Raw genomic sequence first — 18,955 nt, 5'->3', positions numbered from 1 at the left:
ATCATTATAAGTAGTTCATCCAATCACTTTTTATTCCGCATTCATTCTAATTCTATCTAATACTCCCATAACTCGAATTGACTCATTTAAAGTTAAATAATCACTTTCAAGCTTTGACTCTTTTAAACAGTTATGAACTTCCTTAACCTCTGCATACATGTCATCAAATTCTATATCTTTTTCAATTGTATATGACTTGCCCGAATTTAGATTAACAACAGCTTTGTTTGGTCTATTATACATCGGAATCTCCATCCATCCCTTTGTTCCTCTAATAATAGCTGTCCTTTCTTTATTTCTATCAATTGCCCCTTCTACAGTTCCTATTACTCCATCTTCAAAAGTAAGCTTTGCTTCGAAATATGAATCAACTCCTGACTCATTTATATCCATGTAAGATTTGACACTTTTAACCTCTGAATCAATCATATCCATTACAAATGACAATGGATAAATTCCTATATCTAGTAACGCCCCACCTTGGTCTTTATCTAATAAATACGATCCCGGTTTAATGTTTTCTACATTATTGCAAAAATTAGCTTCTATAGCCGTTATATCTCCAATCTCTTTATTTCTTATTACTTTCTTAATATCACTAATTATTGGAATAAACCTTGTCTTCATTGCTTCCATAAAGAATGTATTATTTAACACAGCTTCTTTTTTTATTTCCTTCATTTCTTCCGAATTTATCCCTACAGGCTTCTCACAAAGCACAGCCTTTTTATGCCTTAAAGCTTCGATGGACCAGTGTTTATGAAAGCCGTGAGGTAATGCTATATATACAGCATCCACTTCTTCATCTCTTAATAATTCATTATAATTTTCATAAACTTTCTCACAATTATACTTATCATAAAATTCATCACGTTTTTCCTTAGTTCTAGATGCTATAGCATATAGTTTACCTTCATTAGAATATGATAAACTCTTTGCAAATCTCAAAGCTATATTTCCAAGTCCTATAATTCCCCATCTAATCATTACTTTTCCTCCTCATTATAAACCTACAATTTTATTCATCTTTATTTATTAAAAATACTATTCTATATTACTATATCATACTCTCCATTCATACACGCTAATCGCTAGTACAAAAATACCCACAATACTTAGAACATATTAAATAATTATTAGTATGCAATCATATATTTCTTACTATAAAAAATTTGTAAGCAGAAAAGTCTTAAGAATGAACATATTCATAATCTTAAGACTTTAAATTTAATTTATTATGTTAGCTATACTTCTGCTGATTCATCAATATCTTTCATAGTTAATGATATTCTCTTTCTCTTTTCATCAACTTCCAATATCGCCACCTTTACTATATCTCCAACTTTAACTATATCTAAAGGGTGCTTTACAAATCTATTTGCCATTTGACTTTTGTGAACTAATCCATCTTGATGCACTCCTATATCTACAAATGCTCCAAAATCAGATACATTCCTAACAGTTCCAGCTAAAACCATACCGGGTTTTAAGTCCTTAAGTTCTATTATTCCCGTTTTTAATATTGGCTTTGGCATTTCTTCTCTAGGATCTCTGCCTGGCTTCTTTAATTCTTTTATTATATCCTTTAGAGTCATTTCCCCAACTTCTAATGTTTCACTTAATTTTTTTAATCCTTGAGATTGAGCTCTTTCATCAATGTCACCTAATTTATTATTCTTAAGGTCTTCTTTATTGTAACCAAGTAATTCTATTAGCTTCTTAGCTATAGCATAAGACTCTGGATGCACAGATGTATTATCCAAAGGTTCTTTGCTATCATCAACTCTTAAAAATCCAGCACATTGCTCATAAGCCTTTTGACCTAATCTCTTAACTTTTAATAATTCTTTTCTTGAAGTGAATCTTCCAACTTCTTCTCTATAGTCAACAATATTTTTAGCGATAGATGCATTTATTCCCGAAATATGTGTTAAAAGCGATGGTGTTGCTATATTTAAGTCAACTCCAACAGTGTTAACCGAGTCTTCTACTACACCTGCTAAGGATTCTTCTAACTTTTTAGGAGTGACATCGTGCTGATATTGTCCTACTCCTATAGCCTTAGGATCTATCTTAACTAGTTCCGCAAGTGGATCTTGCAACCTTCTTCCTATTGAAATCGCACCTCTTACTGTAACATCTAGATCTGGATATTCCTTAGTTGCAAGTTCTGATGCTGAATAAACTGACGCTCCTGCTTCAGATACTATTACATATGCTAATTCTTTTCCAGTTTCATTTTTTATTTCCGTAATCATTTCTGCAATAACTTCTTCTGATTCCCTTGATGCTGTACCATTTCCAAGGGATATAACATCAACATTATGCTTAGCAATAAGAGCTTTTAAAGTTTTCTTTGTTCCTTCGATATCTCTTTTAGGCACTGTAGGATATACTGCTGTATTTTCCAAAAACTTTCCTGTTGCATCTAGAATCGCTATTTTACAGCCAGTTCTAAACCCTGGATCATATCCCATTACTACTTTTCCTTTAATAGGCGCTTGTAATAATAATGCTTTCAAGTTTTCTTTAAATATCTTAATAGCACCTTCTTCACCTATATCAGTTAATTCACTTCTTATTTCTCTTTCTATCGATGGATAAATTAATCTTTTTAATGAATCTCTAATTGCAAGTTTTAATTTTTCATCTAAAGTTTCATTGCCTTTTAATACTTGATTTTCTAAGTATTGAATTATCTTATCTTCATTAACAGTTATCTTAACATTTAGGTTTTTTTCTTTTTCTCCTCTGTTTATAGCTAATATTCTATGAGGTGGTATCTTATTTACTGCTTCAGAATATTCATAATACATTTCATATGGAGTTGGTTCATCTGAGCTTCCCTTTGATTCTATATTACCTTCTCTAATAACAAATTCTCTTATATACTTTCTGTACTTAGCTTCATCAGAAATGCTTTCAGCTATTATATCTGAAGCTCCTTGGATAGCTTCTTGACTATTTGTAACTCCCTTTTCTTCACTTATATACTTAGCTGCCTCTTCATCTAGGTTCCCACTTAATTTTCCTTCCAAAATTAGTTCTGCAAGAGGCTTTAATCCCTTTTCTACTGCTATGGTTGCTTTTGTTCTCTTTTTAGGTTTAAAAGGTCTATATATATCTTCAACTTCTGTTAAGGTCTTTGCATTCCCTAAAGCTTTTCCTATTTCATCAGTATATTTTTCTTGTTCTTGTATAAGCCTTGTAACATCAGCTTTTCTTTCCTCTAAATTTCTTAGATACGTAAGTCTTTCAGATAATTTTCTTAAGACTTCATCTGAAAGTCCTCCTGTTGCTTCTTTTCTATATCTTGAAATAAATGGAACCGTATTTCCATCATCTAAAAGTCCAATAACATTTTGAACCTGACTTAACTTTATTTCTAATTCTTTTGCAATTCTTTCTTCAATTGAATTCATAATTTCCTCCTGCTTATATTAAATTACCTAAATAGTTATTGCCACAACAATACTATTTTACCATATAAATCATTATTGCCATTACTATTTTTAGTAATGGCAATAATCCTATATCACTATTAATATTATAAACTTATTTTAATTGAAAGCAATAATTATATATATTTTTCTTCTACAGTTGTCCTCACTTTCAGTTTCCCATTTTCCTTACTAATCTCAAGAATTAATTTTCTTAAATCCTTTTTGCTTAATTCATTATATACTACGATTTCTTGTTTTTGCCCATCGTTATAATAGCAGAGTTTAAGCTCTGTTACTCTATTCAAATAACTTAAAACTAAAGTCTTAACTACTTGCCCATCCTTTCTTATATTAGATATCTTTAATGGATGTTTTTCAATTCCCTCAAAGCTTAAATATATATCCTTTAAGTCTTCACCGGTCAAGTTTTTAATAAGAATATCTTTTGCTCCTGGTATATTAAAATACATATTTACCCCTCCAATTTTTATTGAATAAGTACAGAAGAATGAATCCCATGGATATATGTTATTCCAAGTCCCAAAAGTAACATTAATCCGAAATAACTTAATGCAAACATACACCTAATAGATGTCTTTACTTCATAATACGATTTATCTGAATTTCTATATTGTTCAATAACTTTTGCAATTCCAAGTATAAGTAATAATACAATAATTGGATTGAAAGCCTTGAAGAGAGCAATTATACCAATTGGTATTCCTATGAGCCATAACTTTGGTGATATAGCCAAAACCACTCTTCCACCATCAAGTGGATGAACAGGTATAAGATTAAATAGATTTAACATAAAACCTACATAGGCTAGCGCTGCCAAAAAGTCTTCTCCAGATATAAAGTAAAACAATAAACAAATTAGTGCACCTATACTTCCTAACACAGGCCCTCCTATAGCAACTTTCGCTTCTGTTGCTGCATCTTTAGGTTCTTCTTTCATGCTAATAAAAGCACCTACAAAAGGAATGAAAATTGGAAGGCTTACATCCAATTTAATTAATTTAGCCGTAAGATAATGTCCCATTTCATGAATCAAAAGCAGTAATACAAAGCCAACTCCAAATGCCACTCCATACATCTTAGCGTATATGACGATCATTAGTATCATAGATATAAAGGTAGATGCAAATTTACCAAGCTTTAATAATATTATTAAGAATTTTAATTTTCCTAGCACTAAAAATAAAATAGCTTTAAATTTCAAAAGTACTAATAGAAAAGCTCCTACTACTCCTAAAATTCCTTTTTTATCTTTTAATTTTGCAACTAAACCATTTTCCTCAAAGTGTTCTTCCGTATTAATGGTATCAGTTTCTTCTTTCAAATTATCATACTCTATGTTTGAATCAATATTTTCTAATTCATTTTTATCGTTGTCCATAAATTTTCCTTCTCTTTCTTATACATGATATTAAAGCATTAAGCTAAAGTTACTTTTAATAAACTATACTAAGAATAATGTATAATGCCTGCTCAAACTCCTCCTCCACTATACTTAGTATAAATGCATTTTATTAAAAGCTGCTTACAACAATATTAAATTAACCTAAAAAATAAATTGCTAATCCAAGCTTTAAATTTAGATTTTATTCTTAAACACAACAAGTGGCAACATGATCTCAAAAGTTGTCCCTATTCCACTATCTATAATTTTAATATCACCATTATGTTTATTTAATATTTTCTTTGTGATAGATAATCCAAGTCCTGTTCCTCCGGTTTTTGAATTTCTTGATTTATCAACTCTAACAAATGGGTTAAATATATTTTCTCTGTATTTTTGAGGAATACATTCACCGTTATCTGATAATATAATGTAGAAATAATTCTCTCTCACTTCTGTCTTTACTCCTATTCTACTTCCTGCAGGATTGTATTTAACTTTATTGTCCAAAACATTATTTATAGCTCTAGATAACTTTTCTTCATTTATCATTACATAATAGGGCTCTTCAATTATTTCAAAATCATATTCGAATTTTTTATGATCAAATTCTAGAATATAGTTTGCTATTATTTGCCTAACAAATTCAGCTATATCTGCTTTTACTGTAATCATTTTATAATCAGAATTATCATATAATGAAAATTCAAACAGGTCTGTTATTAATTTATTTGCTCTTTGTGAATTCTTATTTATTATGTTTAAGTATTCTAACTTTTCCTTTTCATCTAAATCATTATTATTAATTAAAATCTCACTATATCCTAAAATCGATGAAAGAGGGTTTTTTAAATCATGCGATATATCTAATATTAAATCCTCTTTTATCTTCTGTAATTTTTCATTTTGACTTTTTTCATTTTGTATAGTTCCTGCCATCATATTAAATCCATTTGCTAATTCAAGAAATTCATTCTTTTTATCTATATCTAAACGTATATTATAATTGCCATGAGATATCTCTATTACTCCAGCCAATAATGTCTTTATTGGTTTTATAAATGCGCTAGAAGTTGCTTTAGCTAAAATATACACTATTGAGAGAATTAATAGAACATTGAACGCACCCATTATTTTTATTATTAGATTATGAGGAATTACTTTGGTGATTCTATTCGGCTTTGTAATCTCTGAATACGGGAATCCAACTACCACTAAAGAATCTTCTTCTTTTAGATACTTGCTATATAGTGAATATTTAACATTATCTTTTGTTTCAATTATTGAATTATTGAAATCTGATAATGCAAACATTGTTCTAATATCATCATTTAGTGATTCTTCATTATCCTTTGTTAATCCAAATAAATACATATAGCTTTGCAAATTTATATTTTTAAATTCCTCGATAACATGTCCCCTCATGTAAAGAACTTTATTATCATTATTTATTTTTACCATGAAACCATCTATATCAGACAAATCCCCATCAGTTATACTCGTATAATCTTTTACAAGCTTATTTTGTAGCCCTCCAAAATAAGAATTATATGTATTAGGTCCGCATAAAGTTCCATAAACAACAATTGAGCCAATAATCGCTATTAATAGTATTATGTTTATAGCTATATATCCCAAAAAATATATAAAAAATAACTCTGTTGTAACACTCCTTTTTATTCTTTTAGCTTTCATGCATTGCAACCCTCTCAATTTTATAACCTATCCCTCTTATGGTTTTTATGTAGATTGGATTCTTAGGATCATCTTCTATTTTCTCTCTAATATGACTTAAATGAACCATTATATTATTAGAGTCTCCAAAATAAGCTTCCTCCCATACTTCTTCATATATTTGTTTCTTAGTAAATACTTTCCCTAAATTTGAAACTAATAACTTTAAAATCTTGAATTCCTTTGGATTTAGATCAATCTTTCTGTTCCCCTTATAAACTTCAAAAGTCTCAGTAAATAGCTTTAACTCTCCTGTCGAATAAATTACGTCCTTATGCTCAGCATATTTGTAGCATCTTCTGAGATTAGATGCCACTCTTGCAGATAATTCTATCGGACTTATAGGCTTTACTAAATAATCGTCAGCTCCAAGTCCTAAAGCCAAAACTTTATCAGAATCATTCCCCATCGCTGTAATACAGATTATAGGAATAGTAGAGATGGCTCGTACCTTTTGTATCACTGAAATTCCATCAACATTTGGCATCATTATATCTAATAAAATTAAATCTATTTTTTTATTTTCAAATATATTTAAAGCTTCTCGTCCATCGGAAGCTTCATAAACTTCATAGTCTTCCTTCCTCATATGCAATGAAATAAGATTTCTAATATCCCTTTCATCCTCAACTATTAGAATATTCATAAATTCAACTCCTCCACTAATATGAATATATTTTATCATATTTATATACCATTTTAGGAATTAATTTCAATTATTAATTCTGATATTATATGCTAATCATATAAGAATACTTATTTTATATAAATTTGTTATTGATTGAATAAAGATCTAACGGTATAATTATTATGTAAATAATTACCAGAGGTGATGGGTTTATGGTTAAAAATATTAGTAGAATTTGCTCTTTCTCATTATTATTTTTACTCTCAATACTTGCTTTAAACGAATTTCAAATAATGAGTTACTCAGTTAACTTAAAAAATATATTTTACTTTCTAGTATTAATTTTGATTATGTTTTCGTCTGTTACAACTCTTCTAACAAACAAATCAGGCTTTTTTAAATTTGTTAGTGTAGTAATAATGACAGCATTGGTAGTTGGGGGAATCATGTCTATACTAAAACCTGGACTTAATATTTCCCTATATGTGTGCATAATTCTTATTGCCGTCTATTCTTTAATCGATATATTCTATAAAGCTGCTTAGCTATACAGATATGCCAGTTTATTTTTACTATTTATTTTATATAAGCTTTACTTTTAGAATTTCTCTTAACAAAAAGACTTCTATCATAAAATCATTTGATAGAAGCCTTTTTCATTAAGAGAATATATATTCTTTTATTGTTGCTTTAGATATGCATTTATAAACATATCGATCTCACCATCCATTACTGATGTAACATTTGATGTTTCGACATTAGTTCTATGATCTTTAACCATGCTGTATGGATGAAATACGTATGATCTTATTTGACTTCCCCATCCCATATCTTTTAATTCTCCAGTTAAATCCTCAATTTTTTCTTTGTGTGCTCTTTCTTTCAGCTCGACTAGTTTAGACTTCAACATTTCCATAGCTGTATCCCTGTTAGAAAATTGACTTCTTTCATTTTGGCACTGTACAACTATTCCAGTTGGAATATGAGTTATCCTAACTGCTGAGTCCGTTTTATTAACATGCTGGCCTCCGGCTCCTCCTGATCTATAAGTATCTATCTTTAAATCATCAGATCTTATCTCTATATCTTGTTCCTTTGTAAGTTCCGGAAGAACTTCCATAGATGCAAATGATGTTTGTCTTTTACCATTGGCGTTATATGGGGATATTCTAACCAGTCTGTGAATACCTTTCTCCGCTTTTAAGTAACCATATGCATATTCCCCAGCAACTTTTAAAGTAACGCTTTTAATTCCGGCTTCATCTCCAGGAAGTAAATCTAGAGTTTCAATACTATAGCCGTGTTTTTCACACCATCTTGTATACATTCTCAAAAGCATTTCTGTCCAATCATTAGCATCAGTACCTCCAACACCAACGTGAAGCGTCAAGATGGCATTGTTTTTATCATATTCTCCGCATAGTAGTACTTTCATATTATAGTCATCAATCTGTGCTTCTATATCTCTTAAAGTTTGTATTATTTCATTAGCAGATTCTTCATCATCATCTTCCATGATTTCTTTTAGTACTTCTATATCATCAATCTGAGACTTCAGCTTATCGAAATTTTCAATTTTGTCTTTTATCAACTTACTCTTTTTTGTAACTTCTTCTGCCTTTTTTATATTATCCCAGAAACCTGATTCTTGCATTTGATATTCTAACTCATTGAGCTCCTTTTCTAACCTATCTCGGTCAAAGTGAAGCCCCCATTTCTTCTATAGATTTTTTTATACCTGGAAGTTTAACCAATTCCTTTTCAAGTTCAATTATCATCTATTATTCACCTCTTTCAAAAAATCCAGTATTAATAAGAATTCCGCAGAAGCCTTCTTAAAACTGTATTTAATTCTAAATAACAATTCTTCAAACCTCTACGGAATTTATTATATCATATTTATCATTTTTCAAACTCTTTAGAGCTTATTACAAAGTTTCAAACTTGTTTATGCTTCTCTTCCACAACAATTTTTAAATTTCTTACCGCTACCACAAGGGCACAATTCATTTCTTCCATGCTTATCTAGATTTCTAACTGGAGCTACTGGCCCTGCACTAGGTCCACCTGGTTGATTTTGTCCTGGCCCTGGAGCCGCAGCACTTGAAGATTCCTCATGAATTGCTGCTGTTTCTTGAGCAACCCTTACTCTTTCTGGTGCAACTTCTATTCTAACATGGAATAATAGTCTAACTGTTTCTTCTTTGATTGCTTTAATCATATCATTAAACATTTCGCTACCTTCCATTTGGTACGCTTGAACTGGATCAATTTGTTTGAATGATTGAAGCCCTATACCTTGTTTTAAATGATCCATATTATCTATATGATTCATCCATTTAGTATCAACAGCTCTTAAAAGAACAACTCTTTCAACTTCTCTTAATCTTTCTGCACCAAACTCTTCTTCCTTTTGTTCATAGAACTTACGTGCTGATTCAAATAAGCTTTCGATTATTTCCTCATTTGACAGATTTTCAAGACTAGGTAAATTAACTGTACCTGGCGCTATACATATATCTTGTAAAGCAACCATTAGATGCAAGAATTCTTCTCTATAATCTTCTGATTCACCTGTAACATAAGTATTAACAGCGTCAGCAATAATATCCTTTGTCATTGATAATATTTCTTCTTTTACATCTTCGCCTTCAAGAACTTCTGATCTTTGTTTGTAGATAACTTCTCTTTGGATATTCATTACATCGTCATAACCCAATAATTGTTTTCTAATATCGAAGTTATTACCTTCAACCTTCTTTTGAGCATTCTCAATAGCTTTTGAAACCATTTTGCTTTCAATTGCTTCTTCTTCTTGAAGTCCTAATTTTTCAACAACACCTTGAATTTTTTCTGATCCGAATATTCTCATTAGATCATCTTCTAAGGAAATAAAGAATGTTGATTCACCTGGATCTCCTTGTCTTCCTGAACGTCCTCTTAACTGGTTATCTATTCTTCTTGATTCATGTCTTTCAGTACCTATTATTTTAAGACCACCAAGTTCAACTACACCTTCGCCAAGCTTGATATCAGTACCTCTACCTGCCATATTAGTAGCTATAGTAACCATGCCCTTTTCACCAGCATGACTTATTATTTCAGCTTCTTGTTCATGGAATTTAGCATTTAATACTTGATGTGGTACTCCTTTTTTCTTAAGCATACTTGATACAAGTTCTGACTTTTCAATACTTACTGTACCAACTAACACTGGTTGCCCTTTAGCATAAGCTTTTTCAACCTCTGAAGCAACTGCCTTTATTTTTCCAAGCTCTGTGCTAAATACTAAGTCTGGATTATCTTTTCTTGCTATCGGTCTATGTGTTGGTATGACAATAACATCTAACCCGTAAATTTCTCTAAATTCATTTTCTTCTGTTAATGCAGTACCAGTCATACCTGATAACTTTTTATACATTCTAAAATAGTTTTGGAATGTTATAGTAGCCAAAGTTTTTGATTCTCTAGCGATTTTAACTCCTTCTTTAGCTTCTATAGCTTGATGAAGACCATCTGAATACCTTCTTCCCTCCATAAGTCTTCCTGTAAATTCATCAACAATTATTACTTCGCCATCTTTAACCATGTAATCTTTGTCTCTTCTCATAGCAAAGTTTGCTTTTAACGCTTGAGTTACATAGTGTTGTAATTCAATATTTTCAGCATCTGCATAATTGTCTACTTTAAAGGTTACTTCTGCTTTTCTAACACCTTCATCAGTTAACATTACTGCATTTGCTTTTTCATCTCTAGTAAAATCTTTCTCTGCAACTAACTTCTTTGCGAAATAATCTGCAACTTTATAAAATTCAGTAGATTTTTCACCTTGACCTGAAATTATAAGCGGAGTTCTAGCTTCATCTATTAATATTGAGTCAACTTCATCGACTATAGCAAAATTTAATGGTCTTTGAACTCTTTCCTCTTTGTAAATAACCATGTTATCTCTTAAGTAGTCAAATCCAAATTCATTATTAGTTCCATAAGTGATATCTGACGCATATGATTCTCTTCTTTGATCATTATTTAATTCATGTACAATAACACCTGTAGTTAATCCTAAGAAACCATATAACTCACCCATCTGCTCAGCATCTCTTTTTGCAAGGTAGTCGTTAACTGTTACTATGTGAACACCATTTCCACTTAACCCATTTAAGTACGCTGGTAAAGTAGCAACTAGAGTTTTACCTTCACCTGTTTTCATTTCTGATATTCTACCTTGATGAAGTATCATACCACCCATAAGTTGTTCATCATAGTGCTTCATTCCTAAAACTCTTTTTGAAGCTTCTCTTACAACTGCGAATGCTTCTGGTAAAATATCATCTAATGTTTCACCATTTGCTAATCTTTCTTTAAATGCTGGAGTTTTTGCCTTTAACTCCTCATCAGAAAGCTTTTGCAGCTCTTCATCTAGATCATTTATTTTTTGTATAGTAGGTTTGAGCCTTTTAACTTCTCTTTCACTATATGTTCCAAATACGGCATTTAATAGTCCCATAATGTCATCCTTTCGAAATTATATATTTCACGTTAATTTCCAATATATTTTAACTATCCATAATTCATAATCTGTAATTTATTTTATAAATCACGTATTTTATAATTATAACATTTTACTTATCTTATTTTCAATAAAACTCATGATTTTTGTATTAAATCCTATATAAAGCACCCAATTTTAACTTTTTTTTAATATTTTAATCACAAATTATTAATATTAATTGAAAATTTTATGTAAAAATATTGTCATTATCTGTTCAATCATTTGATATGAAAAATAACTGTCCAATGATGCAAATTAAATAAGCACATTGGACAGCCATTATTAAAATCTCTTATATGTTATATGAATTCTGGTTCTAACAAACCATAATCCCCATCTTTTCTCTTATAAATTACATTTACTTTACTACTATCTGCATCTTGATATACAAAGAAATTATGTCCTAATAAATCCATTTGAAGAATTGCCTCTTCAGAATTCATTGGTTTTACCCCAAATTTCTTTACCTTAACCAATTTACCATCGTCCTCTTCTGATGGCTTAATATCTATATTATTTATTTCTCCAAATCTCAATGACCCACTATGTTTTCTAGATAATCTAGTTTTTTGTTTTCTAATTTGTCTTTCTAATTTATCTTCCACTAAGTCAAGAGATTTATACATATCGGAAGTTGATTCTTCGCCTCTTAATACTACTCCATTAAAAGGAATCATAACCTCTATTTTATGTCTATTTTTTTGAACACTTAGTGTAGCCTTAGCTTCTACATTCACTTCAAAATACTTTTCCAATTTGCTTATCTTTTTTTGCACTATTTCTTTTAGCGCATCTGTTAGTTCCATATTTTTTGCTATAACTGTGACTTTCATAAATTCCAGCCCCTCTCATATGAAAAAGTTTTTAAACTTAATATCTTTAAGTTATTAATATTTTATCACTTTTTTATTAACTTAACAAGAGAATTATCAGTAAATTCTGAAAACTAAAGACAAAAAATAAATCTAATCGCAAACTTTAGATTAGATTCCTCACATTTCCTATTAATGATAATTTTAAAATAAATAGAGGTAAAGCTAGTTGACCTGGTTTTTGACCCCACACTCGCCTGCTGGAGCTTTTGCTAATAGAATTTAATCCCTCACTACTAACCCTCTCAGAATACAATCTGGCAGGACTTACTTCTATACCGCACCATGCTCCTTAGACATTTTGTCTAAATTACGTGGATCGTTTTGCCTGCGACTAGCTTCGACTTTCAACCACAAACCTAGCTTTACATTAATATTATATATGACTTTTAGCTAAGGTCAAGAGTTTTATGTCTTTTACTTGATATTTTCTTAATAATTTATAAGCTTCTTTAAGAGTTGCACCTGTAGTTGTTACATCATCTACCAGTATAATATTATATTTTCCAATTTCTAATCCTTTTTTTATTTTGAAAGCATCTTTTATATTTTCATATCTTTCATCCTTCTTTAATTTTTTCTGTTCTTTTGTTTCTTTATCCTTTATCAAAACTTCTAGAGCTTCAATTGATAAATCATTAGCTATTTTCTTTGCTATATACTCACACTGATTAAATCCCCTAATCTTTTTAGATTTTTTTGATAGTGGTATATAGGTTATTACATACTCCTGATATTTCAAGTTTCTTATAATATATTCTTCTAAAAATTCTGCTAATATATCTCCTGCTGTAAAATTGCTTTTATATTTAAATTTAAGTATTAAATCTTTTAATACTCCTCCATAATACCCATAACTTATTATTTCATCTTGATACGAATCTGCTATTGTTTTTATACTTTTCATACAATGCTCGCATATACCAAAGCAGTTATCTTCTTTACATATAATGCAATAATTTTCTCTTGGATATATTACTTCAATTAATCCTTCTAATATACTTTTTATAATTCTATTAAACGCTTTTCCCATACCTTTTTATTGAAATCTCTCGCCATATTCTTCGCCTTCTCAATATCTTCTGATATATCGTTTGATACCAAAAGAACCTCTGGTAATTTTAGATTTACATTTCTTATTTGGCCACATATATACAAAAGCTTTTTATAAGTATATCTTTCATTATCAGCAAAAAGTACTACTGCATCATCCATATAGCAATATTCAAGTAACTCCTCTATTTTATTAGTTATTATAAATATTGCCTTATCCTTGTATTTTGATACTTTTTCACTCTTTTTTATATCATCATTTCCTGAAACTTTTATTACTTTTACATTTGAAAGTTTTAGTTTATTACAAAAATAATCATATACTATGTCAAGCTTCTCTTTATTGGGTACATAAATAGCCACCTTATGGCTATTTTCCCTGAACCATTTAAGATAGTCATATAGAGAAAATGGAATATCTGAATTCAAATCTATTCGTGTAGTTAATACCCTAGGCTCCACAAACGGTTTTTTATAATTATATGCTGCAAGTTCGAACTTTTCGCCTACTAAAGTCGTCTTTTCTATGCTATATAGCAAAACTCTTTCTCCTATGTTTGAACACATTTCTAACATCTCTCTTATATTTACATTACTTAGATTGGAGAAGTATGTTATATCATCAAAAATAACCAAATCATAGTTCTGCTTAATCTTCATTAAGTTATTGTAGTGCGTAAAAGTAAGTTTAGCATTTGAAATTTCTTTTACAATATACGAATGAGTTATATCAGAATACATTTCTCTTGTTATATTTACTAATTCTTTGTTTTCACCTTCTTTTCCCCATACATATAAGACATTTCCATTATTTTGTGAAACTTTACTTATTATCTTTGAAAAAACACACGATGTATTAAATGGAACTGTTATTACTGTTAAAAATTTGATATTTTTCTTATACCAATAATCTATCTTATCAAATGCATACTTTAAATCTTCTAAAGTTACTTTACATAAATTCCTCATACACCTATCTCCTTTCCCTTATTCTTCGAATTCATCTTTGGTTATTATCTCTCTTATTCTATATCTCAAAGATGAGTATCTTTCTATACTATTTGTATTATTAATCATATACATTAATGCTTTTTGAAACCCAACAACTACTACTAATTGTTTTGCCCTCGTAATACCTGTATAAAGCAAATTACGATTCATAAGAAATGGCGATCCCATAAATACCGGAATTATTACAACCTTAAATTCACTTCCTTGGCTTTTATGTATTGTAGTAGCATAAGCCAAATCCAACTCATCTAAAAAATTAAAATCATATATAACTTTTCTTTCTTCATCAAATATGATTGTGAGTGTTTTTCTTTCTTCATCGATGCTCTCTATGAATCCCAGATCACCATTAAAAACTCCCACTCCTTCATTTTCGCCATAACCACTAACCCTAATCCACTTTAATGTATAATTGTTTTTTGTTTGCATTACCTTATCACCTTCTCTGAAAATTATATCTCGAGAAGTCTTTTCCTTTTTATCTTTTGATGATGCATTAAACATTTCTTGAAGCTTCGTATTTAAATTTGTGACTCCAAGCACACCTTTTCTCATAGGAGTTAAAACCTGCATATCCTTCAGTTTATTCCAAGACTTATTAAACTTAGGGAGTCTTCTATTTATTAGATCCATTATAGTATTTGCAATTCTTTCTTGATTATCTTCGCTAATAAAGAAAAAATCTCTATCTTTTTGATTTAGCAAAGGCATCTGTCCCTCATTTATTCTATGAGCATTTACTACAATTAAACTTTCTGATCCTTGCCTAAATATCTCTTTTAATCTTACCACCTTTATATAATCGCTTTCTATAAGATCTTTTAGCACATTTCCTGGTCCAACAGAAGGTAATTGATCAACATCTCCCACAATTATCAACCTAGTTCCTAAATTAATTGCTTTTAGTAGATTCTGCATTAAGATAATGTCAATCATAGACGCCTCATCAATTATTATTACATCACAATCTAGAGGCGATGATTCTCCTTTTTCAAATACTGATTCATCATCCTCAGAAATTCCCATTTCTAATAGTCTATGTATTGTTTTAGCTTCTCTCCCTGTTGATTCAGTCATCCTCTTTGCAGCTCTTCCTGTTGGTGCCCCAAGTATTACTTTCATTCCATTATTCTCATATATATGTATTATTGCCTTTATAATTGTAGTCTTCCCTGTTCCTGGCCCACCGGTAATTATTTCTATACCATTATTAAATGCGCCAATAATTGCTTCTCTTTGTGATTCTGCAAATTTTATATTTTGTTCCTTTTCAAAAACGTTAATTTCGAAATCAACATCCGAGTTTATAGTCTGAATTTGCTGCAAACCTAAAGTTATTATTTTACTAGTAACACCTAGCTCGCAATAATAATATTGAAGCAAAAATCCGACTTCAGTACCGTTTATGTTTTCAACAATAATTTTTTGTTGCGCAGCCATGTCATATATATTTTTTTCAATTAATTCCTTAGATATTAACAAATTATTTTCGCATTCTTCTATTATATTATTTTTAGGCATAAATGTGTTTCCTGCAGAGCAAAATTGATTCATAACATATTTAATGCCACTTTGAATTCTAAACTCTGAATTCTTTTCAATGCCAATGCTCATAGCAATTCTGTCAGCTGTTTTAAACCCAATTCCTGATATTTCATCGCATAATATATATGGATTATCAGATACTATCTGCCTCGCATTTGGACCAAATTTCTTATATATTTTTACACACTGATTATTAGTGACTCCATGTTTATGAAAATATAAGATTATATCTTTTAAACCTTGTTGCTCTATATAGGATTCATATATTATTTGAAATTTCTTTTCCCCTATACCCTCTATCTCCATAAGCCTCTCAATATGGTTTTCCATTATGTCTAGAGTTTCTTCACCAAATCTCTCTATTATTTTCTTAGCCGTAACTGGTCCAATTCCATGTATTATTCCTGCACTTAAATATTTTTCTATGCCATCTAATGAATTTGGAAGAAGTTCTTCATAATCCTGAATATTAAATTGATTACCAAATTGTTTGTGTACTGTCCAGTATCCTGTTAACTTTACATTTTGTCCTTCTCTCAAGAAAGGAACCGTTCCTACAGCACTAATTAATGTCTTTTCGTTTCTAATTCTACAAACTACATAACCAGTATCTTCACTTTTAAAAACAATATTCTCAACAAATCCATTTAGAACTTCCATATAGAATCTCTCCAAATCTTTATATATTTACCTTAAACTTTCTAAAATTAAAATTTAGCGTCAAATTTAACTTTGATTTTTTCTTATAATTATATCATAAATATTTATACCAATTTAAAACTAATCACTTATAATCTTTTCTTATTCTTCCCTACATAAAATAACTTTTAAATGGAGTATGCAAAATAAAACTATAAATATTTAATAAATTCTAAAGTGCTCAGATTTTAAGTGCTTTTAAATGCTTATCTGTTTTGCAATTAAAGTTATAAATTTTAATCTTAGTTGAGCACTCAATCTATTAAATTTCTATATATATACTATTCAAATATATAATTATAAATTTCTCCATAATAAAAAGCCGTCTAGATTTAAGACGACTTTTTACCATTCTACAAAAACTTCTATTATATATATTGATAATAAAAATTCACTTAAGAATTATACTATAGATTTTTTCTTATTTCATCTACTTTATTTAGTTGTTCCCATGGTAAGTTAAGATCATTTCTTCCAAAATGTCCATATGCAGCAGTTTGCTTATAGATAGGTCTTCTTAAGTCAAGATCTCTGATTATAGCTCCTGGTCTTAAATCAAATACCTTCTCTACTACTTCAACAATCTTATCTTCATCTACTTTTCCTGTCCCAAATGTTTCAACTTCAATTGAAACTGGCTTTGCAACACCAATTGCATATGCTAATTGAATTTCTAGCTTATCTGCAGCACCAGCTGCAACTAAATTCTTAGCAACCCATCTTGCAGCATATGCAGCTGATCTATCAACTTTAGTTGGATCTTTACCTGAGAAAGCTCCGCCGCCATGTCTGCCATATCCACCATAAGTATCAACTATTATCTTTCTACCTGTTAATCCTGAATCACCTTGAGGTCCTCCAACAACGAATCTTCCAGTTGGATTTATGAAATATCTTGTCTCACTGTCCAATAATTCTGCTGGTACAACAGCCTCTATAACAAACTTCTTAAGGTCTTCCTGAATTTGCTCTAAAGTAACCTTCTCATCATGTTGTGTTGATATAACTATAGTATCAATTCTCTTTGGCACATTATCTTCATATTCAACTGTTACTTGAGTTTTACCATCTGGTCTTAAGTAACTTAATGTACCATTCTTTCTTACCTCTGTAAGTCTTCTTGATAATTTATGAGCCATATATACTGGAAGCGGCATAAAATCTTCAGTTTCATTAGTTGCAAAACCGAACATCATTCCTTGGTCTCCAGCACCAACTGCTTCAACTTCATCTTTTTCACCTTTTTTTGACTCAAATGCTTCATCTACTCCCATAGCTATATCTGCAGATTGTTCATCTATCGATGTAAGAACTGAACATGTATCACAGTCAAATCCAAATTTTGCTCTATCATATCCAATTTCTCTTACTGTTTCTCTAACTACCTTAGGAATGTCAACATAACAATTTGTTGTTATCTCTCCCATTACCATAACCATACCTGTTGTTGTGCAAGTTTCACAAGCAACTCTAGCCATTGGATCTTTAGATAGAATAGCGTCTAGTATAGCATCTGAAATTTGGTCACACATTTTATCAGGATGTCCTTCTGTAACTGATTCTGAAGTAAATAATCTTCTCATATCTTTTCTCTCCTTAGATTTAAATATTATAATTATCTTCACGAATAAAATTATTTTATTAATTGTTTCTTTTATAATTTAAGCATGCGCAAACTTAAAAAAATAAAAAAGCTCTTCGATAAGAAGAGCGCAATTTAGCAATCATTTTCTTATCTTGTAGAAAACTCTACAGGAATTGGCACCTTATATAATACAGGTTGCCGGGTTTCACAGGGCCCTTTCCCTCCACCTCTCTTGATAAGAGTAACATAATTCAATTTTCAAAAATATTTTATCATATGCTGTATAATTAGTCAATATTATCAATCAATTTTAATATAAGATAAAAAATAAAAAAGAATAAACTTAAGCTTATTCTTTTTGGTGGAGGAAGATGGATTCGAACCATCGAAACGAAACGTAACAGATTTACAGTCTGCCCCCTTTGGCCACT

The 18,955-nt window shown here is 30.1% G+C and carries 14 protein-coding genes and 1 riboswitch; of the genes, 1 reads left to right on the top strand and 13 read right to left on the bottom strand.

The window, feature by feature from the left end:
* Positions 1-30: 30 nt before the first annotated feature.
* The 6 genes from L3B96_RS13010 to L3B96_RS12985 form a co-directional block, all read right to left on the bottom strand.
* On the bottom strand, positions 31-987 hold the full coding sequence (locus L3B96_RS13010) for a Gfo/Idh/MocA family oxidoreductase (protein WP_238861332.1): 957 nt from the start codon (positions 985-987) through the stop codon (positions 31-33).
* Between the two features lie 257 nt (positions 988-1,244).
* Positions 1,245-3,422: a Tex family protein gene (locus L3B96_RS13005; protein WP_238861330.1), complete on the bottom strand. Its 2,178-nt coding sequence runs from the start codon at positions 3,420-3,422 to the stop codon at positions 1,245-1,247.
* Between the two features lie 155 nt (positions 3,423-3,577).
* Positions 3,578-3,913: a hypothetical protein gene (locus L3B96_RS13000; RefSeq protein WP_238861328.1), complete on the bottom strand. Its 336-nt coding sequence runs from the start codon at positions 3,911-3,913 to the stop codon at positions 3,578-3,580.
* Positions 3,914-3,930: 17 nt separating this feature from the next.
* Positions 3,931-4,842, bottom strand: coding sequence for a site-2 protease family protein (locus tag L3B96_RS12995; RefSeq protein ID WP_238861326.1), 912 nt, complete (start codon positions 4,840-4,842; stop codon positions 3,931-3,933).
* Positions 4,843-5,040: 198 nt separating this feature from the next.
* A complete protein-coding gene (locus L3B96_RS12990; protein ID WP_238861324.1) occupies positions 5,041-6,540 on the bottom strand; it encodes a HAMP domain-containing sensor histidine kinase in 1,500 nt (499 codons plus the stop codon).
* The gene (locus L3B96_RS12985) at positions 6,530-7,225 is read right to left on the bottom strand and encodes a response regulator transcription factor (RefSeq protein ID WP_017213033.1); all 696 of its coding nucleotides are present in this window, start codon (positions 7,223-7,225) and stop codon (positions 6,530-6,532) included. The genes L3B96_RS12990 and L3B96_RS12985 overlap by 11 nt, the downstream gene beginning before the upstream one ends.
* Positions 7,226-7,419: 194 nt before the next feature.
* Between L3B96_RS12985 and L3B96_RS12980 the strand changes: the two genes are divergently transcribed.
* On the top strand, positions 7,420-7,752 hold the full coding sequence (locus tag L3B96_RS12980) for a hypothetical protein (RefSeq protein WP_017213034.1): 333 nt from the start codon (positions 7,420-7,422) through the stop codon (positions 7,750-7,752).
* 134 nt (positions 7,753-7,886) lie between these two features.
* On the opposite strand, the gene prfB is transcribed toward L3B96_RS12980, so the two are convergent.
* The 7 genes from prfB to metK all read right to left on the bottom strand — a co-directional run bounded on the left by prfB (position 7,887) and on the right by metK (position 18,522).
* A protein-coding gene (prfB, locus tag L3B96_RS12975; RefSeq protein ID WP_238861323.1) for a peptide chain release factor 2 occupies positions 7,887-8,985 on the bottom strand; the annotation gives its coding sequence in 2 pieces (ribosomal slippage) (positions 7,887-8,906 and positions 8,908-8,985; 1,098 coding nt in all).
* Positions 8,986-9,155: 170 nt separating this feature from the next.
* Positions 9,156-11,714, bottom strand: a complete 2,559-nt coding sequence (gene secA, locus L3B96_RS12970; RefSeq protein ID WP_238861322.1) for a preprotein translocase subunit SecA — start codon at positions 11,712-11,714, stop codon at positions 9,156-9,158.
* Between the two features lie 344 nt (positions 11,715-12,058).
* Positions 12,059-12,592: a ribosome-associated translation inhibitor RaiA gene (raiA, locus tag L3B96_RS12965; protein ID WP_011967781.1), complete on the bottom strand. Its 534-nt coding sequence runs from the start codon at positions 12,590-12,592 to the stop codon at positions 12,059-12,061.
* Positions 12,593-13,007: 415 nt separating this feature from the next.
* Entirely contained in the window at positions 13,008-13,664 is a 657-nt protein-coding gene (locus L3B96_RS12960) for a ComF family protein (RefSeq protein WP_011967780.1), read from the bottom strand.
* Positions 13,637-14,653 carry a hypothetical protein gene (locus L3B96_RS12955; protein WP_236895689.1) on the bottom strand — a complete coding sequence of 339 codons (1,017 nt, stop codon included), beginning with the start codon at positions 14,651-14,653 and terminating at the stop codon, positions 13,637-13,639. Before L3B96_RS12955 ends, L3B96_RS12960 begins: the two co-directional genes overlap by 28 nt.
* An 18-nt stretch (positions 14,654-14,671) precedes the next feature.
* Entirely contained in the window at positions 14,672-16,900 is a 2,229-nt protein-coding gene (locus L3B96_RS12950; protein WP_039768516.1) for an ATP-dependent RecD-like DNA helicase, read from the bottom strand.
* Between the two features lie 446 nt (positions 16,901-17,346).
* Positions 17,347-18,522 (bottom strand): methionine adenosyltransferase, encoded by a 1,176-nt coding sequence (metK, locus tag L3B96_RS12945; protein ID WP_011967777.1) that lies wholly within the window; start codon positions 18,520-18,522, stop codon positions 17,347-17,349.
* A 146-nt stretch (positions 18,523-18,668) separates the two neighbouring features.
* Positions 18,669-18,766: riboswitch (SAM riboswitch) on the bottom strand.
* Positions 18,767-18,955 lie beyond the last annotated feature (189 nt).

It is taken from the genome of Clostridium sp. YIM B02569, from assembly GCF_022320765.1.
Lineage (GTDB): Bacteria > Bacillota > Clostridia > Clostridiales > Clostridiaceae > Clostridium > Clostridium beijerinckii.
This window is presented reverse-complemented; position numbering and strand designations above follow the sequence as displayed.